The organism is Streptomyces lonarensis (assembly GCF_012033735.1).
Classification (GTDB): domain Bacteria; phylum Actinomycetota; class Actinomycetes; order Streptomycetales; family Streptomycetaceae; genus Streptomyces; species Streptomyces lonarensis.
In genome coordinates, this window is the sequence record NZ_JAAVJD010000005.1 from 23,873 (window position 1) to 45,023 (window position 21,151).

General features: G+C 76.5%; 18 protein-coding genes and 1 pseudogene. 9 read left to right on the forward strand and 10 right to left on the reverse strand.

The window, feature by feature from the left end; all coding sequences use genetic code 11:
- Positions 1-6 precede the first annotated feature (6 nt).
- Together tpg and tap are read right to left on the reverse strand one after the other, a co-directional pair.
- A complete protein-coding gene (tpg, locus tag HCN56_RS01765; RefSeq protein ID WP_167967634.1) occupies positions 7-567 on the reverse strand; it encodes a telomere-protecting terminal protein Tpg in 561 nt (186 codons plus the stop codon).
- A gap of 222 nt (positions 568-789) precedes the next feature.
- Positions 790-2,977, reverse strand: a pseudogene (gene tap, locus HCN56_RS01770) (telomere-associated protein Tap).
- Between the two features lie 626 nt (positions 2,978-3,603).
- Here tap and HCN56_RS01775 point away from each other — a divergent pair.
- The 3 genes from HCN56_RS01775 (at position 3,604) to HCN56_RS01785 (ending at position 6,800) form a co-directional block, all read left to right on the forward strand.
- Positions 3,604-3,987 (forward strand): STAS domain-containing protein, encoded by a 384-nt coding sequence (locus HCN56_RS01775; RefSeq protein WP_167967635.1) that lies wholly within the window; start codon positions 3,604-3,606, stop codon positions 3,985-3,987.
- A 117-nt stretch (positions 3,988-4,104) separates the two neighbouring features.
- Positions 4,105-5,535, forward strand: a complete 1,431-nt coding sequence (gene purB / locus HCN56_RS01780; RefSeq protein ID WP_167967636.1) for an adenylosuccinate lyase — start codon at positions 4,105-4,107, stop codon at positions 5,533-5,535.
- 110 nt (positions 5,536-5,645) lie between these two features.
- The gene (locus HCN56_RS01785) at positions 5,646-6,800 is read left to right on the forward strand and encodes an ROK family protein (protein WP_167967637.1); all 1,155 of its coding nucleotides are present in this window, start codon (positions 5,646-5,648) and stop codon (positions 6,798-6,800) included.
- A gap of 54 nt (positions 6,801-6,854) precedes the next feature.
- On the opposite strand, the gene HCN56_RS01790 is transcribed toward HCN56_RS01785, so the two are convergent.
- Entirely contained in the window at positions 6,855-7,595 is a 741-nt protein-coding gene (locus tag HCN56_RS01790; RefSeq protein ID WP_167967638.1) for a GntR family transcriptional regulator, read from the reverse strand.
- A 197-nt stretch (positions 7,596-7,792) separates the two neighbouring features.
- On the opposite strand from HCN56_RS01790, the gene HCN56_RS01795 reads away from it, so the two are divergent.
- Both HCN56_RS01795 and HCN56_RS01800 read left to right on the forward strand, forming a co-directional pair.
- Positions 7,793-8,548 carry an SDR family oxidoreductase gene (locus HCN56_RS01795; protein WP_167967639.1) on the forward strand — a complete coding sequence of 252 codons (756 nt, stop codon included), beginning with the start codon at positions 7,793-7,795 and terminating at the stop codon, positions 8,546-8,548.
- 438 nt (positions 8,549-8,986) lie between these two features.
- A complete protein-coding gene (locus HCN56_RS01800) occupies positions 8,987-9,619 on the forward strand; it encodes a GNAT family N-acetyltransferase (RefSeq protein WP_167967640.1) in 633 nt (210 codons plus the stop codon).
- 63 nt (positions 9,620-9,682) lie between these two features.
- On the opposite strand, the gene HCN56_RS01805 is transcribed toward HCN56_RS01800, so the two are convergent.
- Positions 9,683-10,903 (reverse strand): trans-sulfuration enzyme family protein, encoded by a 1,221-nt coding sequence (locus tag HCN56_RS01805; protein ID WP_167967641.1) that lies wholly within the window; start codon positions 10,901-10,903, stop codon positions 9,683-9,685.
- A gap of 61 nt (positions 10,904-10,964) precedes the next feature.
- Here HCN56_RS01805 and HCN56_RS01810 point away from each other — a divergent pair, with 61 nt between their 5' ends.
- Positions 10,965-11,468 (forward strand): Lrp/AsnC family transcriptional regulator, encoded by a 504-nt coding sequence (locus tag HCN56_RS01810; RefSeq protein WP_167967642.1) that lies wholly within the window; start codon positions 10,965-10,967, stop codon positions 11,466-11,468.
- A 36-nt stretch (positions 11,469-11,504) separates the two neighbouring features.
- Here HCN56_RS01810 and HCN56_RS01815 read toward each other — a convergent pair whose 3' ends face one another.
- The 3 genes from HCN56_RS01815 to HCN56_RS01825 all read right to left on the reverse strand — a co-directional run bounded on the left by HCN56_RS01815 (position 11,505) and on the right by HCN56_RS01825 (position 16,411).
- Complete coding sequence (locus HCN56_RS01815; protein ID WP_167967643.1) at positions 11,505-14,507, reverse strand: AAA family ATPase; 3,003 nt, start codon at positions 14,505-14,507, stop codon at positions 11,505-11,507.
- A complete protein-coding gene (locus HCN56_RS01820; RefSeq protein ID WP_167967644.1) occupies positions 14,504-15,679 on the reverse strand; it encodes an exonuclease SbcCD subunit D in 1,176 nt (391 codons plus the stop codon). Before HCN56_RS01820 ends, HCN56_RS01815 begins: the two co-directional genes overlap by 4 nt.
- Before the next feature lie 81 nt (positions 15,680-15,760).
- The gene (locus HCN56_RS01825) at positions 15,761-16,411 is read right to left on the reverse strand and encodes an IMPACT family protein (RefSeq protein WP_167967645.1); all 651 of its coding nucleotides are present in this window, start codon (positions 16,409-16,411) and stop codon (positions 15,761-15,763) included.
- A gap of 125 nt (positions 16,412-16,536) precedes the next feature.
- Here HCN56_RS01825 and HCN56_RS01830 point away from each other — a divergent pair, with 125 nt between their 5' ends.
- Positions 16,537-16,971 carry a CoA-binding protein gene (locus HCN56_RS01830; protein ID WP_167967646.1) on the forward strand — a complete coding sequence of 145 codons (435 nt, stop codon included), beginning with the start codon at positions 16,537-16,539 and terminating at the stop codon, positions 16,969-16,971.
- 94 nt (positions 16,972-17,065) lie between these two features.
- On the opposite strand, the gene HCN56_RS01835 is transcribed toward HCN56_RS01830, so the two are convergent.
- The 3 genes from HCN56_RS01835 to HCN56_RS01845 form a co-directional block, all read right to left on the reverse strand.
- Entirely contained in the window at positions 17,066-17,755 is a 690-nt protein-coding gene (locus HCN56_RS01835; RefSeq protein WP_167967647.1) for an acyltransferase, read from the reverse strand.
- Positions 17,756-17,793: 38 nt separating this feature from the next.
- A complete protein-coding gene (locus tag HCN56_RS01840; RefSeq protein ID WP_167967648.1) occupies positions 17,794-18,258 on the reverse strand; it encodes a DUF4442 domain-containing protein in 465 nt (154 codons plus the stop codon).
- 111 nt (positions 18,259-18,369) lie between these two features.
- Positions 18,370-19,215, reverse strand: a complete 846-nt coding sequence (locus tag HCN56_RS01845; protein ID WP_167967649.1) for a spermidine synthase — start codon at positions 19,213-19,215, stop codon at positions 18,370-18,372.
- 117 nt (positions 19,216-19,332) lie between these two features.
- Here HCN56_RS01845 and HCN56_RS01850 point away from each other — a divergent pair, with 117 nt between their 5' ends.
- Both HCN56_RS01850 and HCN56_RS01855 read left to right on the forward strand, forming a co-directional pair.
- Positions 19,333-20,217, forward strand: a complete 885-nt coding sequence (locus HCN56_RS01850; protein ID WP_167967650.1) for a TVP38/TMEM64 family protein — start codon at positions 19,333-19,335, stop codon at positions 20,215-20,217.
- Positions 20,214-21,095 (forward strand): undecaprenyl-diphosphate phosphatase, encoded by an 882-nt coding sequence (locus tag HCN56_RS01855; protein ID WP_167967651.1) that lies wholly within the window; start codon positions 20,214-20,216, stop codon positions 21,093-21,095. Before HCN56_RS01850 ends, HCN56_RS01855 begins: the two co-directional genes overlap by 4 nt.
- The last annotated feature ends 56 nt before the right edge of the window (positions 21,096-21,151 follow it).

Here is a 21,151-nt window from a genome sequence, read left to right on the forward strand (position 1 = left end):
TCCGGCTCAGAACGAGGCGTCGAGGTAGTCGATCCCGGTGAACTCCACCTCCAGTCCGGCGGCCCGGCGGCCGTCGTCCTGGAAGTAGACCTCGCGCAACCCCTCGGCGACGATCTGCCGCATCCGTCCCTCGGGGGCCCCCGTGTCGCGGGCGTCGAACAGCCGCTGCGCGTAGGCCGGCGGGAGATGGACCGTCAGCCGGCGGAACCGCGGATCGTCGTCGGTGGTGCCCGGCGCCGCCGCGTAGCCGAACCTGGCCCGCGTCTCGATGGTGATGCCGGTCCGCGTCGCCGCCGCCTGCCGCCGACGCCGCCGCCGCACCCGGGGCTGCCACCGCTGCCGGACGGCAGCCTCCAGCCGACGCGCCACCTCCGGCGGCGGGTTGCGGCGTGCACCGCGCCGGTAGCGGTTGACGGAGTCGGCGGTCACTCCCAGCTCGGCCGCCACCGCGCGGGCACTCCCCAACTGGCGCAGCAGGAAGTTGACCCTGCCCAACAGAGTGCTGGGCGGAGGCCGGGTGAACCCTTCCTCGTCCGCGCGGACCAGCGCCTCGTCGATCTCGCCCACTGCCACTCCCTCACACCGTGGCGCGCACGCCGTCGGTTCCCCCGGCCCCGGCCGGCGGGTGCCGGTGCGCGCCGTCCTGTCCGTGCCGCCGCACCCACGCGGCCGCGGACGGGGCGACCGACACGGTAGCGAACACGGCCGCCGGTACGGCCTGCACCCGCTCGTGTCGCGCCGGTCCTCCCGCCCGCCGGGCACGTCCGCGAGAACCGGTCCTTCGGCGGACTACTCGTCGCCCGCCTTCAGGTGCCGGGCGGGGTTGAGGCCCTGCTCCAGCAGGTCCACCGCCCACGCGGTCTGCTGGACCCCCTCCACCTTGCACATCCCGGGCGAGGGGCCGAACCGGAACGCGCCGGGCACCGGCGCGCCGTCGGGGGTGTGCGGGACGAGCCCGCGCGGCGACAGGTCCGGGACGGAGTAGACGACGCAGTCGGAGAGCACGGCCAGGGGATAGCGTCCGGTGGCCGCGGCGGTCCGCGCCATCTTGCGGTGCATGTTCACCCGGGCCCGTGCGATGACCGCCGCGCGGATGTCCGGCCGCCAGGTGGGCCGCTCCAGCGCCGGCCACCGGTCCCCGGGCCGGTACCGGCGACCCTGCGGCCGCTCCCGCAGTTTGCCGATGCCGCCCTTGACGGTGGCTTTCACCGCAGTGAGGACCGCCGCGGCGGCCGGGTCGGACGCCTTCACGCGGTCCATGGCGGCCAGGTACTCCTCCTCGTCGAGGTCGGCGGTGACCCCGAGATCCGCCAGCGTCGCGAGGTAGGCCGCCCGCAACCGGTCGTGCCACGGGTCGAGGTACGGGCCGGCCTCGTGGCGGAGGTACGCCTCCGACGGCGCCACCTCGTGGCCGAGTTCCCGTGCGTAGGCCACGGTCTGCGTCTGGTACCACGCGGGCCCGTCCGGCGGGAGGCCGGAGGGGGTGAAAGGCGAGGGCAGCCGCGGGTCGAGCACGATGCCCGAGAGGTCGACCAGCCAACTACCGGGAATCCGCGGGTCGAAGTCGGGCGCCCGGACGTGGCGCGGGCCGCTCAACCCGACGGGCAGCCGCGAGGCCGCCGCGAGGAACGCCGCGTTGATGTCCAGCCCGACGGCGTGGGGGCGCGCGCACTCCTCCCCGGTCAGGGTGTCCACGTCCGCGGCACCACTGGTAGGCCTCCTCGTCCAGGAAGCCGCCCGTCCACCCCTGTGCAACGGGGTGTTCGGCCGGGGCCTCGGGTGGTGCCGGGTCCACGGCCTCGGTTCCGAGCCCGCCGGGGTTGGGTGCCGAGGCCCAACCGCCGGAGCGGTCCCGCACCGGCCGGGTGGGCGGCCGCAGCGAGGTCATCAGCTCCAGTCCGGAGACGGCCGGCGAGCCGCGGGGCGTGAGGACCCGCCTGGCGTAATCGGTGAGCGCCCCGGCGATCACCGGAGGGGGCAGCTCCGCGAGGCCGGGCCAGGTCCGGGGGTCCAGCGCCTCCCAGGGCAGCACCGCCAGTTGGACGCACCGACGGAGTCCCTCGTGGACCGGCCGGTACAGCCGCGCCCAGGGGCCGAGGCCGCGGCGGGTCAACTGCCAGCCGGCGGTGAGCACCTCCCGCACGACCGGGTGGTCGTCCTCCAACCGCAGCTCGCGGCGCTGGTGCGGGGTGGACAGTTCGGCGGGCAGCCCGAGGCGGAGCGCCGCGGATTCCGTCAGCACGACCAGCGGATCGGCCTCCCGCCCGTGGCGGTGCAGCCGGCGCGCGCCCAGGCCCGCGGCCAGCGCCCACTCCGCGAGCTCGGGCAGCGTGGCCGCCGGGCAGGACAGCACGAGACCGTCTGCGGCGTGGGCGTCGCCCTCGCCGTCGAGCACCGCGAGAGGACCGTGCGGAGGGCCGCTGTCGGAGCCGTCCGGGACCGGGTCGGCGCGTGGCCCGGGCGCGGTGCCGCGACGCCCGGTGCGGCGGGCCCCCGCGCGAGCGGATCCCCGTTCCGGCCGGGGTGCGCCGTCCCGCGAGGGCTCCTCGGCGCCGGCGGGTCCGGCCTCCGACCGGACGGCGGCTGTGGCGTCGGCGGAGTCGGTGGAGTCGGTGGAGGCGGTGAAGGCGGCGGAGCGGTCGGACGCCGCGGGGGTGCCGGGCATCGGCGACGACGCCGGGGCCGGCGCCGTCGGGGCGGCGGGGGCCGGCTCGGTGTGCGTCCCCGGCGGCGGGTACTTGGCGGCCCAGCCCTCCAGCAGTCTCCGGTAGGCGGCGAGTCGCGGCGGTCTCGGCTCGGAGCGGCCGGACTCCCAGTTGGCGACCGTCTGCGCCGTGGAGCGCAGCACGGTGGCCAACCGCCCCTGGGTGACTCCCGCGGCCTCGCGAAGCCGAGCGCGCTCGGCCGGTGGCGGCAGCTGCGGTTCCTCCTCCAGCAGCGCGTCGACGGACGCGAAGAGCTCGTCCTCCGTGGTCAACCCGCTCCTCCTCCTGGCCAGGCGGTACGGGGACAGTAACAGCAGCACAACCGGGCGGAGGGCGGACGGGCCAGTACCGACGGGCGGGGGCCGGCGGGACCCGCGGCGGTGGGTGGGCGGCGGCCCGGGGCACTTCCGCGGCTCCCTCGATCGGCCGCCCCACCCCGACCGCCCGCGCCGGCGGCCGTCGCAGCGCGCAGCGTCCCGCCCGGTCGCCGATGCGGACGGCGGGGTCGGTGTCCGGCGGCTGCGGTCGGACGGACCCGTCTCTCCTGCGGCGGCCGCGCCGGTCGACCCGCGCGGCGGCGCGATGCGCCGTCCGGGGGAACCGTCGGTCGAACTCGCGCTCGACCCGCACTTCACACACCCCCACCACGGCATGTTCGATCACCGGGTCGAACGAGCCGGGTGCCACCGGGGCCCCGCAGCGACCGGAACCGCCGGCGACCGGCCACGACACGGGTCGTCACCGGGGAGCGGGCGCCGACGGGAGACGCGGTGACGCTCCGCCCGTCCCACGAATTCGACACATGCCCGCCATGGCGCCCCCACGAGGGCGGTCAACCTCTCACGCCCTGCCGTTCCCACTCCTTCTCCCCGGGCCACAGCCGTGCCAGACTGATCATGTGGGCCTTTCAGCTGCCGTCGTCGTGACCGCTCCGGGCTCGCCGGACGAGATCGCCGGCGTAGCACCGCGCGGTGAGTTCGACATGGACGCGAGCGAGCCGCTCGCCGAGGCACTGACCGCGGCGCTGCGGTCGCCCTCTCGCGGCACCCTGCTGGACCTCTCCGGCCTCACCTTCGCCGACTCGACCCTGCTGGGGCTGCTGCTCTCGACCGTCGAGGACCATCGGGAGGAGGGGCGAGCGCTGGTGATCGCCGGGCCGTTCGCCTCGTCCGTCTGGCGGGTCTTCACCGTGACCGGCGTCGTGTCGCACCTGCCGCTGGCGGCCGACCGGCGCGAGGCGCTCGGGCGGCTGCGTTCCGACGAGGCCTCCCCCCACGCCTGACCGCGGCGCCCCCGGGGCCCGCCCGCACCCGCAGGACCGGCCCCCTTGCCTTTCGGTCCGACCGCGTGGCCGGGCTCCTCCCACGGCCCCACCTGCGGCGCCGTAGAATCCCCTGTCGTGACTGAGAAGCCCCGCATCCCGAACGTCCTGGCCGGCCGCTACGCCTCCGAGGAGCTGGCGCGACTGTGGTCGCCCGAGCACAAGGTGGTGTTGGAGCGCCGCCTGTGGCTCGCCGTGCTGCGGGCACAGCGCGACCTCGGCATCCCGGTGCCCGACGGCGCCCCCGGCGACTACGAGCGCGTGGTGGACCAGGTCGACCTGGCCTCCATCGCCGAGCGCGAGCGGGTCACCCGCCACGACGTGAAGGCCCGGATCGAGGAGTTCAACGCGCTCGCCGGTCACGAGCAGGTCCACAAGGGCATGACCTCCCGCGACCTCACCGAGAACGTCGAGCAGTTGCAGATCCGGCTCTCGCTGGAGCATGTGCGCGGCCGCACCGTCGCGCTGCTCGCGCGGCTGGCGCGGCTGGCCGCGGAGCACTCGGGGCTGGTGATGGCGGGCCGTTCGCACAATGTCCCCGCCCAGGCCACGACGCTCGGCAAGCGTTTCGCGACCGCCGCCGACGAACTGCTGGTGGGGCTGGGCCGCCTGGAGGAGCTGCTGGCGCGGTACCCGCTGCGCGGCGTGAAGGGTCCGGTCGGGACGTCGCAGGACATGCTCGACCTCCTCGGCGGGGACGCCGAGAAGCTGGAGCAGTTGGAGCAGCGCGTCGCGGGCCACCTCGGTTTCGCCCACGCGATGACCTCCGTCGGCCAGGTCTACCCGCGGTCGCTGGACTACGAGGTCGTCACGGCCCTGGTGCAGGTGGCCGCGGCCCCGTCCTCGCTGGCCCGGACGATCCGGCTGATGGCCGGCCAGGAGCTGGTGACGGAGGGGTTCCGTGCCGGGCAGGTCGGTTCGTCGGCCATGCCGCACAAGATGAACACCCGTTCCTGCGAGCGCGTCAACGGCTTCGCGGTGATCCTGCGCGGACACGCCTCGATGGTCGGCGAGCTCGCGGGCGACCAGTGGAACGAGGGCGACGTCTCCTGCTCCGTGGTCCGGCGGGTCGCGCTGCCCGACGCGTTCTTCGCGCTGGACGGCCTGCTGGAGACCTTCCTCACCGTGCTGGACGAGTTCGGTGTCTTCCCCGCAGTGGTCGAGCGCGAGCTCGACCGCTACCTGCCCTTCCTGGCGACCACCAAGGTGCTGATGGGCGCGGTGCGCGCCGGAGTGGGCCGCGAGGAGGCCCACGAGGTGATCAAGGAGCACGCGGTGGCTTCCGCCCTGGCCCTGCGGGAGGGCGCCGAGCGCAACGAGCTGGTCGACCGGCTCGCCGCCGACGAGCGGCTGCCGCTGGACCGCCCCGCGCTGGAGGCCCTGATGTCGGACCGGTTGGCGTTCACCGGTGCCGCGGAGGCGCAGGTGGCCGCGGTGGTCACCGCGGTCGAGAAGGTCGCGGAACGGTTCCCCGCGGAGGCCGCCTACTCCCCCGGCGCGATTCTCTGACGGACCCGCCGGCCCGCCCCGGCGCCCGCGGGCAGCGGTGACGCACCTCGCGGCTGCCGGGACCAGCGGTTACCATCGCGCGATCGGTGGTCACCCCAGGGAGGCGGACAGTGGGGAAGCTCACGGGCGGTGACCCGTCGCTCCTGCGCAAGATCAACTCGTCGGTGGTGCTGCGGGCGCTGCGCGACGCGGGGGACGCGGGGGACGCGCCGACCCTCAGTGACCTGGCCTCGGCGACGAGCCTCTCCCGCCCCACGGTCGAGGGGGTACTGGAGGGTCTTGCCGCCGCCGGGCTGGTGGTGGAGGCCTCGGGCGGGCCGGAGGCCCGGCGGGTGGGCCGCCCGGCCCGCCGCTTCCGGTTCCGGGCGGAGGCCGGCCACACCCTGGGGGTCGGCATCGGCGCGCACCGGGTCCAAGTGGTGCTGGCCGATCTCGCCGGGCGGCGGCTGGGATCGGCGGGGGCGCCGGTCGCGGAGCGCGCGTCGGCCGAGGCCCGGCTGGCGGTGGTGGACGCGGTGGTGGCGGAGGTGCTCGCGGCGGCGGCGGTGGAGCGGGGGTCCCTGCGGGCGGCCGGCGTCGGCACCCCGGGGGTGATCGGGCCGGAGGGGACCGTCCGGTTGTGCTCGGCGCTGCCCGGGTGGACGGGGCTCGCGCTGGGGGAACGGCTGCGTGCGGCGCTCGGGTGCACGGTGCTGCTGGAGAACGATGCCAACGCGGCCGTCCTCGGTGAGCACTGGGCGGGCGCGGCCGCGGGGTGCGGCGATGTCGTGATGGTGCTGGCCGGGCTGAGCCCCGGGGCGGGTTCACTGATCGGGGGGCGACTGCACCGCGGCCACCGCGGTGCGGCCGGTGAAATCGGGGCGCTGCACCTGCTGGGTCGGGAGCTCACCCCGGAGCATCTGCTGTCGACCGACGGGGAGCCGCTGCACCCGCTGGACGAGGCGGCGGTGAGCCGGGTGTTCGCCCTGGCGCGCTCGGGGGACCGCCGGGCCGTGGGCGCGGTGGACCGCTTCTCGCGCCGGGTGCTCCACGACGTGACGGCGCTGGTGCTGGCGCTCGACCCGGAGCTGGTCGTCCTCGGCGGCTGGGCCGCCGGCCTGGAGGAGGTGCTCGGGACACTGCGCCGTGAACTGCCGGAGTACTGCCTGTGGGCCCCGCGGGTCGAACTGTCCGCGCTCGGGGAGGACGCGGTGGCGACCGGCGCGCTGCGGGTGGCGCTGGACCGGGTCGAGGAGGAGCTGTTCCGCGTGGAGGCGCCCGGCTGACGCGTCGGCCGGGCGCCGTGCACGGGGAGCGCCCCCGCCGGCAGTGACGGGCGGTCAGCTGTGTCGGTCGCCGATGGTGAGCCGGCAGGTGTCCGCGCGGTAGGTGGCCACGCCCACCGCGGCGACCTTCCCGGCGACGACGTACTGGGAGGTGACGACGAGCACCGGCGCGCCCGGCAGGCGGCCGAGCCTGCCGGCGTCCACGTCCGTGGCCGACCCCAGCTCCACCGAGCGGTCCAGGCCGTCCAGGGCGAACCGCTGGAGCCGGCGCAGGACGCGACGGCCTTCCTCGACATCCTCGGCCGCGGCGCCGCCGGCCGGTTCGGTCGAGACGGTCCCGCCGAGCCGCGACTGCGGAACGTGGAGCAGTTCGACGGCGACCGGCCTGCCGTCGCCGCCGCGGTAGCGGTGGACGGTCTCGACGAGTTCGCCGGGGGCGGTGCCGAGCAGGCGGGCGACGGTCAGCGGCGGCAGCGCCCGCATGCGTCCGGTGACCTCCCAGTCGTCGTCCGGGCCGCCGGGCCAGGCGTCGGGCGAGGCGCTCACGTCCACGACCGTGCGCGGCGGGGCGACGGTGGTGCCGACCCCGCGGCGCCGCTGCAGTCTGCCGTCGAGCTCGAGCTGTTCCAGGGCCTGCCGCAGAGTGGCGCGTGCGACGCCGAAGCGCGCGGCGAGTTCACGCTCGTTCGGCAGCACCTGCCCGACGGCGAACTCGGTCTCCAGCGCCTCGGAGAGGACCGTCTTGAGCTGACGGTGCTTGGGCTCGACGCCCTGCTCTACGTGTGTGGTCCCCACCGCTGCCTCCGCCCCGCACCCGACCGGGTCCGCCCCCGCGCCGGATTATGAAAGGTTCTTTCTTATATGACGGACGATAGAGGCGCCGCCGGGACTTGGTCAAGACCAATCCGCCCACCGGGACGGCGGTCCTCCCCCGGTACGATCCCGGGAGTTGTCGGCGTACCGGGGGCTCCCCGGGGACGGGGAGTGCGGGCATGGCGGAGCAGGCGCGGGTCACCGTGGTCACCGGCGGCAGTCGGGGGATCGGGGCCGCCGTCTCGGCGCGGCTGGCGTCCGAGGGGCACCGGGTCGCCGTGGGGTGGACACGGGACGAGGCCGCCGCGGCGGAGACCGTGCGGGGGATCACCGAGGCCGGGGGCACGGCCGTGGCGGTGCGCGCGGATGTCAGCGTGGAGGCGGAGGTCGAGGCACTGTTCGACGCGGCAGCCCGCGAACTGGGCCCGGTGACGGGGCTGGTGAACAACGCGGGAGTGACGGGCCGACTCGGCCGGCTGACCGACACCTCTCCCGAGACGATGCGCCGCGTGTGGGAGGTCAACGTGATGGGGACCCTGCTGTGCTGCCGCCGCGCCGTGCGGGAGATGTCGACCCGGCACGGCGGCGAGGGCGGCGCCGTCGTCAACATCTCCTCGTGCGCGGCGACGCTGGGCAGCCCCGGCGAGTACGTGCACTACGCGGGGTCCAAGGCGGCCGTGGACACCATCACCACGGGGCTCGCCAAGGAGCTGGCCCTGGAGGGGGTGCGGGTCAACTCCGTGCAGCCCGGGATGATCGTGACCGACATGCACGCCGCGATGGGCGACCCGGAGCGGCCGTGGCGCCGGGCGGACCGGGTGCCGGTCGGCCGCCCCGGCCGACCGGAGGAGGTCGCGGGCGCGGTGGCCTGGCTGCTCTCCCCCGACGCCGGCTACACCACCGGGGCGGTGCTGCGGGTCTCCGGCGGACTGTGACCCGGGATACACCGGCGCCGACGGATACCGTCCCCGCGGCGCGGGCACCCGAGCGGGCGGAGCGAGGAGCGCGCCGCGCGCGGGAGTCGCGCGCGGGCGGACCGAACGGGGCCGACCGGTAGCGCACCGGGGCCGCTCGGCCCGCTTCGACACCGGCGCGCATCCGTACGCCGGGGCCGGGCGGCGCTCCCGCCGTCCGGAGGCTGGAAACGTTCCCATCAGGGAGGCGCGCCGGTACTAGGATGGCGTCCCTGACGGCTCGTCAGCTCGTGGTGTCCGAGCCGTCACGCCGCGTGCCGCCGCGAGGACGGGGCGGCCTGGACGGTCCGCGCCCTGTCGGCGCGACGACCGCCTTGCGGCGATCTGCCGGAAAGATCCTTAACTTACCGGTCACAGAACGTTGGTGACCGCGCAATACCGGGGGGTGACAGTGGGGGCATGAGTGAGACCTCCGCGTACCGAGGGCCGAGCCGACGCCCGTGGCGGGCGACCGACCGGTCGGGGTCCGGCGCCGGGCGGCTGTGCCGTCCGTCGACGGCCGCTGCCGCCGCGCCCCCGACGGCGGCGCCCGTCGCGGCCCCCGCGGGGATCGTGCTGCGCCCCGCGGGGCCGGCGGAGCTCGCGGCGGCCGGCGCCATGCACGACCGCTGCTCGGAGGAGTCCCTCGCACGGCGCTACCACGGACCGCCCGGTGAGGCGAGCCGCTACCTGCCCCACCTCCTGGGCCCGCACCACGGCCGGTCGGTGGCCGCCTGGTCCGCGGACGGCCGACTCGTCGGGCTGGGCCATCTCCTGTGGGACGGGGACGAGGCCGAGGTCGCCCTCCTGGTGGAGGACGCCTGGCAGCGCCGGGGTGTCGGTACCGCTCTGCTCAGCGAACTGCTGGCGCTCGCCGCGCTGTCCGGCCGTAGGACCGTCTACGCCGTCACCCGCCCTTCCGACACGGCGATGGTGCGGACCATGCGCGGCACCGGGCTGCCGCTGGAGTACGACCACAGCGACGGCGCGCTGGTGGTGAGCGCGCGGACCGCCCGGAACGCCGTCCCGGTCACCTCGCCGCCCCGGCGCTGACCCCATGGCGCTCCCACCGCGGCCGCCCGCGGTGGGAGGGTGGCGTCACGGCACCGCGCGACCTCACGGCACCAGCGCACCGGCCGGCGGCGCGGACGCAGCCGCGGGTCCGCTGACGGCGGTGGCCGAGGCCGCCAGCGCCCCGTCCAGATCACGCCACAGGTCCTCGACGTCCTCCAGGCCGACCGACATCCGCAGCAGCCGGTCGCTGATGCCGCCGGCGCGGCGGTCCTCGGCGGCGACGATCCGGTGGCTGATCGACCCGGGGTGCTGAATGAGGGTGTCGACGCTGCCCAGGCTGACCGCAGGGGTGATCAGCCGCACCGCACCGATCACCGCGTGCGGGTCGCCCTCGACCTCGAAAGCCACCATCGCGCCGCCGAGGCGCGGGTAGTGCACGCGGGAGACCCGGGGGTCGGCGGCGAGCCGCCGGGCGATCTCGGCCGCGGTCGACGACTGCGCCCGCATCCGGACCGGGAGCGTGGCCAACCCCCGGAGCAGGAGGTAGCCGGCGAGCGGGTGCAGCACGCCGCCGGTCGCGAACCGGATCTGCCGCAGCGCCCGCGCCTGCTCCTCGCCGCAGGCCACCACGCCGCCGAGCACGTCGCCGTGGCCGCCGAGGTACTTGGTGGCGCTGTGCAGCACCATTGCCGCGCCGTGCTCGCGGGGGCGCTGCAGGACGGGAGTGGCGAAGGTGTTGTCCACCAGGAGCGGCACGTCGCCGCACCGCTCGGCCAGCGCGTCGAGGTCCGTCTCGGCCAGCGTCGGGTTGGCCGGCGTCTCCGCCAGCACCAGGCCGGTGTCGGGGCGCAGCGCGGCCGGTACCTCCTCGGGCGCGGCCCAGGTGACCTCCGTGCCGAGCAGCCCGCTCTCCAGCAGGTGGTCGCTGCAGCCGTAGAGGGGCCGCACGGCGACGACGTGCCGCAGTCCGGCGGCGCCGCGCGCGAGCAGGACGGCGGTGAGCGCCGCCATGCCGCTGGCGAACGCCACGGCCGACTCGGTGCCCTCCAACCGCGCCAGGGCCCGCTCGAAGCGGGCGGTGGTGGGGTTGTCCAGCCGGGCGTACACCGGCGGCCCCGCCAACTGCTCACCGGTGGCGGCGAACGCGTCCAGCCGGGCCGCCTCGCCGCGGCTGTCCGGGCTGGGATAGGTGGTGGAGAGGTCCAGGGGCGGGGCGTGCAGGCCGAGGGCGGTGAGGTCCTCCCGCCCGGCGTGCACGGCCTCGGTGGTCAGCGAGCGGGCGGCGCCCGGAGGGCGTGGGGGTGCGGAGCTCGGGATGTCCATGGCGAGAGATTCTGAACATCGGCCGGGGTCGGCGGGGGCCGCACCGTGCTACGTTCGGCCGGTGTCCGATTCGGTGGTTCTCGATCCGGTGGATCTGGAGATCCTCCGCCTGCTGCAGAACGACGCCCGGATGACGTACCGGGAGCTGGCGGCCGCGGTGGGAGTGGCGGCGTCCACCTGCCTGGACCGGGTCGCCCGGCTGCGGCGCGGCGGGGTGATCCTCGGGCAGGTGCTGCGGGTCGATCCCGCGCGGCTGGGCCGCCCGCTGGAGGCGCTGCTCTCGGTACAGGTGCGCCCGCATCGGGCGGAGCTGATCGGGCCGTTCGTCGAGCGGGTCCGGGCGCTGCCGCAGGCGCGGGCGCTCTTCCACCTGACGGGGCCGGACGACTATCTCGTACATGTGGCGGTCGCCGGTCCGGCGGCGCTGCAGCGGTTGGTGCTGGAGGAGTTCACCGCTCGGCGGGAGGTGGCCCGGGTGGAGACGCGGCTGATCTTCGGCCGGTGGGAGTGCGGTCCGGTGCTGCCGCCCGCGCCGGCGGAGTCCGGCCCCGGTCCTGTCGGGTGAGCGGCGCGGGCGCAGCGGGACGCGCCGGGCAGGACGCTAGCGGTCGAGGGGGGCGGCGTGGTGCCGCAGCGTTGAGCCCTCGCTGCCCTTGCGGACCTCCAGCCGGGCCGGGACGCGGGCGCGCAGTTCCGGGACGTGGCTGACGATCCCGACGGTGCGGTCCTGTTCGCGGAGCGCGTCGAGGAGGTCCAGCACCTCGTCGAGGGTGTCCTCGTCGAGGGTTCCGAACCCCTCGTCGATGAAGAGGGTGTCGAGTCGGCGTCCGCCCGCCTCCTCGGCGACGGCGTCGGCGAGCCCGAGCGCCAGGGCGAGGGAGACCAGGAAGGACTCGCCGCCGGAGAGGGTCGCGGTGTCGCGGTCGCGTCCGGTCCAGGCGTCGGTGACGCGCAGTCCGAGACCGGAGCGGGCGCGTCCGGAGCGGGCGTCGGTGTGGGTGAGGGTGTAGCGGCCGGCGGACATCCGGTGCAGGCGGGAGCCCGCGGCGTGGGCGACCTGTTCGAGCCGGGCGGCGAGCACGTACGTCTCCAGCCGCATCCGGTGGCGGTTCTCCGCCGCCGTGCCGGCGGTGAGCTGGGCCAGCCGGGAGACCTGGCCCGCGTGGGTCCGCAGCGGCAGTTGCCGGCGCAGCGCGGCGGTCAACCGATCGGACAGCGTGTCGAGTTCACGGGACCGGCCGTCGGCGGCGGCCTCGGCCGCGCCGGCCGCGCGCAGCTCGCGCAACGCGACGTCCAGGGCTCGGGCGGTGGCGGCCGGGTCGGCGGGGGGCAGCTCCGCCGCGCGGGCCGTGGCGAGGTCGCCGAGGATCGCGGCCACCACGCTCTCCTCGGCGGTGTGGGCGTCGATCTCCTCGGCGAGGGACCGCAGCTCGCCGTCGGGGAGCAGGGCGTCGGCCGCGGCGTCCGGCCCGGTGAAGCCGGCGCGGAACGCCGCGTCGGCGGCGCGGGCGTCCGCGTCCTTGTGGCGGGAGGCGGCGTCGGCGGCCGCCGTCACCGCCGCGGCGGCGGTGTCGAGGAGGTCGGCGGTCTCCTCCAGCGCGCGTGCGTGCTCGGCGACCCCTGCGGCGTCGCCGCGGGCCCGCCGGATCTCGTCGAGGGCCTCGGCGAGGTCGGCGGTGAGCGCGGTCCGGCGGTCGGCGCGGGCGCGTTCGCGTTCGCGCAGTTCGGTGATCCGCCGGCCCAGCCCGCCGTGGTGGTCGGCGATCCGCTCCAGCCGCGCCGCGGTCCGGTCGGCCGCGGGGCCGGCGCTCCGGGCGGCGTCGGTCTCGGCAGCCAGGTGGGACTCGGCCTCGGTGAGGGCGGCCGCGGTGTCGCCCGCGGTGTCGCGGAGCTGGTCGTGGCGTGCCTCGGCGGCGGCCAGGTCGTGCTCGGCGGCGCGCCGGTGGTCGGTGGCGGCCTCGTGGCGGGCGAGCGCCGCCTCCTCCTCGGCGAGGTCCGGCGCGGTCGCCCGGGGTGCCGCCGGCGCCGGGTGCTCGGTGCCGCCGCACACGGCACAGGGCTCCCCCGGGGCCAGCCCGGCGGCGAGTTCGGCGGCGAGGGAGTCGAGCCGGCGTTCGCGGACCGTCAGCCACCGCTCGTGGGCGGCGCGCGACGCCTCGCGGGCCTCGTCCACGGCGGTGCGCAGCGCGGGGAGCGAGGCGGCGGTCCGCTCCGCCTCACGGGCCGCCGCCAACCGGTCCCGCAGCGGCCGGAGTCGTTCGGCCAGCCCGTCGGCCTCGGCCGCGTGGCGGCGCTCGGCGGCGAGCCGGTCGCGGAGCTCCCGCAGGGAGCCGGCGGCGTCCTCGTGCTCCCGGAGCGCGGTGTCGAGCTCGGTGGACTCGGTGGCGGCGGCCGTGTCGAGTGCGTCCGCCTCCCCGCGCAGTCTGCGGGCGCGCTCCTCGGCGCGCCGGGCCGCATCGAGCGCGCCGGACTCCCGCCGGGCCGTGTGGGCGCGGTCGGTCAGCGTCTCGGCGCCGGCGCCGCGCAGCTCCGCGGGGAGCCGTTCCCGGGCCGCCTGCTCCGCGGCGCGGGTGCGGGCGACCTCCGCGGCGGCGTCCTCCCTGAGGTCGAGGGCGGACGCGACGGTGGCGGCGGCACGGCCGGTCGCGAGCCGGTGGCGCAGGTCGGCGACGTGGCCGGCCGCGGCGGCGAGGCGGTCGGCCCGCTGCCGGGCCTCGGCGTGGCGCTGCTGGAGCCGGGCGGTCTCGGCGCTCGCCTCGTGGGCGGCGCGTGCGGTGGTGTGGCGTGACTCGGCGGCGGCGGTGGCCAGGGCGGTGCGCTCGCGGTCCTCGCGTGCCGCGCAGCGTGCGACCGCGGCCCAGCCGATCACGGCGTCGGTGCGGTCCCCGCCGTGGGCGGGGGTGTCCGGCGCGGCCGGGGGCGGCTCCCCGCCACCGGTGGCCTGGTGCACCCGGTGCAGCAGCTGGTCGACCGTGCGGTCGGCGTCGCGCAGCGCCTCCAGCGCCTCGCCGCGCGCGGCGGAGAGGTACTGCTCGGCGGCGGCGAACCGGCGGGTGTCGAAGAGCCGGCCGAGCAGCTTGGCGCGCTCCTCCGCGTCGGCGCGCAGGAACCGGGCGAAGTCGCCCTGGGGCAGCAGCACCACCTGGCAGAACTGGTCGCGGTTCATGCCGAGGAGGGTGCCGATCTCCTCGGCGATCTCCTGATGGGACCGGCTCAGCGGGCGCAGCCGGCCGTCGGCGCCGCGTTCGGCGAGCAGGCTGACGGCCTTGTCGCGGGTGTGCCCGGTGCCGCGCTTCTTCGGGCGGAGCTGCTCGGGGCGTCGCGTGACCTGCAGACGGCGACCCTCGACGGTGACGTCGAGGACCACCTCCGTGGCGGTGTCGGCGGGGGCGTGGTGGCTGCGGAGTGCTCCGAGATCGGCGCGGCGGGTGCCGGGGACGGAGCCGTAGAGCGCGTAGCAGACGGCGTCGAGGACGGCGGTCTTGCCGGCGCCGGTCGGGCCGTGGAGCAGGAACAGTCCGGCGGCGCCGAGCCGGTCGAAGTCGACGTGCTCGGTACCGGCGTAGGGCCCGAAGGCGGTGACCGTCAGGTGGTGGAGCCTCATGCGGTGTGCTCCTCCGGCCCGCCGCGCGGGGTGTCGACGCGGGCCGCCTCCAGGGCGCGGTCCAGCAGCGCGGCCTCGGCGGGACTCGGTCCCGAGCCGGGACGCACGTGGCGGACGAAGTCGGCGGCGATCTCGCGGTCGGTGCGGCCGCGCAGCCGCTGGGCGTAGGTGGTGGCGCCGTCCCCGGGCACCGGGTCCGGGTCGAGGACCAGGCTGATGAGGTGGGGGAAGCGGGCGCGCAGCCGGGGCATGGGCTCCTCGGGCCGTGCCGGGTCGGTCAGGGTCGCCTCCAGCCAGTGCTGTTCCAGGCCCTCGTGCGCGGGATCGGCGAGGAGGTCGTCGATGCGGCCGCGGATGCGTCCGAGGGGGCGCGGCACCGGGTGGGGCACGGTCTGCGCGGCGAGTTCGCCGTCCGGGCCCAGCTCGATCAGCCACATGCTCTTGCGGTGGGCGGCCTCGGAGAAGGAGTAGGCGAGCGGCGAACCCGAGTAGCGGACGCGGTCGCTGATGGTCTGTGCGCCGTGGAGGTGGCCGAGCGCGGTGTAGTCGAAGCCGTCGAACAGCGAGGCCGGAACGGCCGCCGCTCCCCCGGCGGTGATGTCGCGTTCGCTGTCGGACCCGACGCCGCCGGTGACGAAGGCGTGGGAGAGCACGACCGAGCGGACGCCGGGGCCGCGGGTCGCGAGGTCCGCGCGGATGCGGTCGGCCGCGGCGCCCAGCACCTCACGGTGACCCGCGCGCTCGACGCCGAACTCGGCCCGCGCCAGCGCGGGTTCGAGGTAGGGGATGCCGTAGACGGCCACCGTCCCGTGGGCGTCCTCCAACAGGACCGGCCGGTCGCAGTCGGCGGGATCGGTCCGCAGGTGGACCCCGGCGCGCCCGATGAGGCCGGCGGCGACCCCGAGCCGGTGCGGGGAGTCGTGGTTGCCGGAGATGATGACGGCGGCGACACCGTGGTCGGCGAGGCGGTGCAGGAGCTCGTCGTAGAGGCGCACGGCGGAGAGCGGCGGAACGGCCCGGTCGTAGACGTCGCCCGCGACCAGCACCGCGTCGACCTGGTGTTCGACGGCGACGGCGACCAGGTGCTCCAGCGCGTCGCGCTGCGCGTCCAGCAGCGGCACACGGTGCAGGCCCCGCCCCAGATGCCAGTCGGAGGTGTGCAGCAGTCGCACGTGCGGCGTCCCCTTCGTCCCCTGTCGTCGTCCCCTGTCACCCCGCCCCCGGGGCCCGGAGGGCCCGGCGGCACCGGAACGCTACCAGCCGCCGCCGGGTCGGCCCTCGCCGTACCAGTCACCGCCGGGCTCCAGGGCGGCGGTGCCCGCGGTGGCGTCGGCGAGCCAGGCGGTGAAGGCGTCGAGTTCGGTTCCCGGCAGCGCCGTGGTGATGGTGACCGCGCTGCCGTAGGCGACGTCGCGCACCACGTGGCCCCGGGCGCGCAGTTCGTTCTCCAGTTTCCCCGCGCGCTGGTGGTCCACGGTCACGGTGGCGAGCCGGTACCGGGTGCGGGTGACGGTGCCGAGGCTGTCGAGGGCGGTGCCGACGGCGGCGCCGTAGGCCCGGATGAGGCCGCCGGCGCCGAGCTTGGTACCGCCGAAGTAGCGGCTGACGACGGCGACGACGCAGCGCACCTCGCGGCGGGTCAGCATCTGCAGCATGGGCAGCCCTGCGGTGCCGCCGGGCTCGCCGTCGTCGGAGCACTTGCGGTCCGCGCCGTCGGCGCCGAGGACGTACGCCCAGCAGTGGTGCGAGGCGGCGGGGTGGCGCTGCCGCTCCCGGGCGACGACGGCCGCCGCCTCCGCCTCGGTGGCGACGGGGTCCAGGGTGCAGACGAACCGCGAGCGGTTCACCTCGGTCTCGTGGACCCCGGGGCCCGGCACGGTCAGGTAGCGGTCGGGTGCGGACATGGGGCCACCCTAGGCGCGGGGCGCGCCCCGCCCGGGAGCGGGCCCGGCCCCGGCCGGGGCACCGGCACCGCGCGGGTCTCCCGCCACCGGGGAATGGCGCGACGCGCACGGCTGTTGGCGCGGGTATGTACGGAGACGACGGGACGGTGCGCTCGATACTCGCACCGGCGGGAGAGACCTGGGCCGTGGTCGGCCTGTCCACCAACCGGGCGCGGGCCGCCCACGGCGTGGCCGAGCTGCTGCAGCGGTTCGGGAAGCGGATCGTGCCGGTCCACCCGAAGGCGGAGACCGTACTGGGCGAGCCGGGGTACGCCTCGCTGTCCGAGATCCCGTTCCCGGTGGACGTGGTGGACGTGTTCGTCAACAGCGCGCAGGCCGGCGCCGTCGCGGACGAGGCGGTGGCCGTGGGGGCACGCGCGGTCTGGTTCCAGCTCGGCGTCGTGGACGAGGCGGCGTTCGACCGGGTCCGGGACGCCGGCGTGGCCATGGTGATGGACCGCTGCCCGGCGATCGAGCTGGGGCGGCCGGACTTCGCCGACCTGCGGACGGCGGGCGGCTGACGGCGCCACCGGCACGGCCGGCCCGATAACGGCAGCGCCCCGCTCCCGGCGCGGGGCGCGGACGGCCGCGGCGCGCCGTGTCCGCGACGGCGGGTCACTCCCCGGGTGGCGGCCCCGTCCACGGCACCGGGGCGGGGGTGCGCAGCGGCGGCTGCCAGCCCTCCTCGGCGCTCCAGCGGCGCACCACGCGCGCCGGGACCCCCGCGACGACGGTGTGGTCCGGTATCTCGCCGCGGACCACCGCGCCCGCCGCCACCACGACGTTGCGCCCGAGGCGGGCGCCGGGGAGGACGACGGCGCCCGCGCCGAGCCAGCTGCCGGCTCCTATGGCGACCGGCGCCGCGCGGGGCCACTGGAGTCCGACGGGCCGCGCCGGGTCGTCGTAGGAGTGGTTGGTGGAGGTGACGTAGCAGTACGGCCCGAGGAAGACGTCGTCCGCCACGTCGACGGGCGCGTCGGCGACGATGTGACTGCCCCTGCCGAGGACCACGCCGTCGCCGAGGGTGATGCGCAGCCCGGGTCCGAGGTCCAGGCCGGGCGCCATGCCGACGGTGAGGGTGACGTCCTGCCCGACGACGCACCGTGCGCCGAGCGAGATGTACCGCTCGCCGAAGACGGTGCCCTGCGGGAACGCCAGGCGGGTTCGCTCCCCCAGGTGGTGGAAGGCGTAGGGGCCGGGGCGGTCGGCGGTGACGGCCGCCGCCGCCCGCAGGCGGCGCCACAGCGCGTGCGCCGTGCCCGAGGCGGCGCGGCCGGCGAGGCGCCGCAGTGCCGTCAGCATCATCGCCCCCGCCCGCCCGTCCCGCCGTCCCCTCCTGCGCGTCAGTTGCTGGGGCGCAGCGTCCAGACCACCGTCATCTCACCGGTGACGTCGCCGTTCTCCCGGCGGAGGGTGACGTGGACCTCGAACTCCGGACGGGTGCCGGCGTCGAGGTCGGCGACGACGTCGACGATGGGGCGGCGCATCACGGCGGTGGCGGTGATGGGGCCCATCGCGAGCTTGCGGTAGCCGATCTCGGCGCGCACGGCGAGCGGCACGGCGCGACCGAGCTGGTCGGCGAAGGCGGCGAGCACGATGGCGCCGGAGGCGGACTCCGCGAGGGTGAACATCGCCCCGGCGTGCGGGCCGCCGACGTGGTTGCGGTACTCGGGCCGGTCCGGGAGCCGGACGACGGCCCGCTCGGCGGTGGTCTCGGTGAACTCGAGCCCCAGGGTGCGGGCCATCGGCACCGAGGCGGCGAGCTGGTCCCCGACAGTGGGCGTACGCGCGGGCGTGGTCTCCGTCATGAGCGGCACGTTACCAGTCGGTAGGGCCGGCGGGGAGGGCGTGTTCCCGCCGTGCGGAAGCCGCCCGCCCGGGACACCGGACGGCGGCGGGCCGGGGCGTGGCGTCCCGGCTCACCCGACGGTGAAGGCGCCCTCCGGCGGCCGGGGCGAGGGGATGCCCGCGTCGCCGGGCGGCCGGGCATCGCCGAGGAACCGCAGCAGCGCCGGACCGTGGACCACGCGGGCGGGGAAGGCGTCGGCGGCGCAGCCGCGGGTGAGCTCCGCCACCGGCAGCGACCGGTCGGAGGCGGCGAGCACCACGTTCCCGAAGCGGCGGCCGCGCAGCACCGACGGCTCGGCGACCAGGCAGACCTCCGCGAAGACCTCCGCAGCGGCGGCCAGTTGGGGTCGGAGGAAGGCGAAGGGGGCGGAGTCCGCGAGGTTGGCGAGGTGGACGCCGCCGGGCCGCAGCGCCGCGGCCGACCGCCGCAGGAAGGCCGGGGTCGTGAGGTGGGCGGGCGTCCGGTCGCCGCTGAAGACGTCCGCGACCACCGCGTCCACGGAGTGCGGCGGCAGTTCGGAGAGGACCGCGGCCGCGTCGCCGTGGCAGAGCTCCACCCCGGCCGGCGGCTCACCGAGGGTCGCGGTCACCAGCTCGATGAGAGCGCCGTCGTCCTCGACCACCAGGTGCCGCGAGCCGGGCCGGCGGTGCGCCAGGTGGCGGGGCAGGCTCAGCGCCCCGCCGCCGAGGTGGACGACGCGCGGCGGCTGCTCGTCGGGGACGGTCGTCGTCAGCAGCTGCGCGAGGCGCCGGACGTACTCGAACTCCAGGTGCCCCGGGTCCGCGAGGTCGACGTAGGACTGCGGCACGTCGTCGACCGTCAGCAGCCAGGCGTGCGGCCGGTCGAGGTCCGGGAGGAGGCGGGCGGTGCCATGGGCGACGGGGCCGCTGACGGGCCGGGCGGGGGCGCTGGTCACTCCCCCAGTATCCCCGCCGGTCACAGCGGCCGGGCGCGACACCCGTTCGCGGGTACGCCACACCACGGCCGCCTCGGGGCTCTCGGTTGTTCACACCCCGTGGGCTAGGCTCGCCGCGTGTCCACCGCCGTTGACGAAGCCGCCGCTGTCCTGCCCGAACCGCCGCTCTCGCGGACGGCCGTGGCACTCCGGCTGCTGGTGCTGGGGGCACTGCTCGGCGGCGGACTCCTGGCGGTCGCCGCGCTGGAACCGCAGCGCCTGCTGACGGAGGAGACCCTTGGTTCGGCCGGGCTCGGCACCTGGATCGTCTTCACCCTCGGTTTCGCCGTCCTCAGCGCGCTCATGGTGCCGCGGCCGGTCATGGCGTTGGCGGCCGGCGCGCTCTTCGGAGTGGCGGCCGGCGCCGCACTCGCCGTGGTCGGCACGATGCTGGGCGCGGCGGCGGGGTTCGCCGCCGGACGGCTTCTGGGCCAGCGGGCGCTGCGCCCGCTGGTGCGCGGCAGGCTACTGACGGCCGCGGACCGGCAGCTGAGCGGCCACGGCTTCCGGTCGCTGCTGGTGCTGCGGCTGGTGCCGATCCTGCCGTTCGCCGTGGTCAACACCGTCGCCGCCGTCTCGCGGGTGCCGTGGCTGCCGTTCCTCGCGGCGACGGCCCTGGGCGGCCTCCCCCAGAACACGGCGTTCGCGGTGGCCGGGGCGCGGGCCACCGACCCCGTCTCCCCCGCTTTCCTGTCGGCGGTCGCCTTCCTCGTGCTCTCCGGGCCGGTCTCCGCCTCGGTGTGGCGGCGCCGGCGCGCCCGTCGCGAGCGGGCCGCCGCGGCGGCGGCCGAGCACGGCGCCGCCGTGGAAGCCGCCGACCCTACCGCGCTCGCCGGTCCCGACCGCCGTGCCGGCGGCGGGACCGGTGACGGTTCGCATCCCGGCTCGACCGGGTGCTCCACCCCCGCCGGCGCCGCCGGTACCGCCACCCTCGACCACAGGGACGAGCACAGCACGCCATGACCTGGTTCGAAGCACTGGTCCTCGGAATCGTCCAGGGGCTCACGGAGTTCCTGCCCATCTCCTCCAGCGCGCACATCCGGCTGACCGCGGTCGTCGCCGGCTGGGAGGACCCCGGCGCGGCGTTCACGGCGGTGACCCAGATCGGCACCGAGGTGGCGATCCTGATCTACTTCCGCAAGGACATCTGGGCCATCGTCACCACTTGGACGCGGTCGCTGTTCGACCGGTCGCTACGCAGCGACCCCAACGCCCGCATGGGCTGGCTGGTGATCGTCGGCTCGGTGCCCATCGCCGTCCTCGGCATCCTGCTCAAGGACACCGTGGAGGGGCCCTTCCGCGACCTCCGGCTCATCGCGCTCGGCTTCATCGTCCTCGGTATCGCGCTGGGCGTCGCCGACCGCATGGCCACGCAGGCGGAGCGCGGTGGCCGCCACCGGGCGCGCAAGCCGCTGAAGGAGCTGAACCAGCTGTCCGTCCGCGACGGCGTCTTCTTCGGCCTCTGGCAGGCGCTGGCCCTGATCCCCGGGGCCTCGCGGTCCGGCGCCACCATCACCGGCGGCCTGTTCCTCGGGTACACCCGCGAGGCGGCGGCGCGCTACGCGTTCCTGCTGGCGATCCCGGCGGTCATGGGCTCCGGTTTCTACGAGCTGCGCGAGATCGGGGGCGACACCGGGCACGCGGGGTGGGGGGCGACGCTCTTCGCGACGCTCGTCTCGTTCGCCATCGGGTGGGCGGTGATCGCGTGGTTCATGCGCTGGGTCTCGACCCGCAGCTTCATGCCGTTCGTCTGGTACCGGATCGTCGTGGGTGTCGCGATCCTGGTGCTGGTGTGGGCCGGTGTCCTGGAGCCGCTGGCCGGCGCCGAGTTCGGCGGCTGACACCTCGGGCGGCGGACGGGGCCGCCCGAGGCCCCGCCCGCCGCTGCGGGACGGAA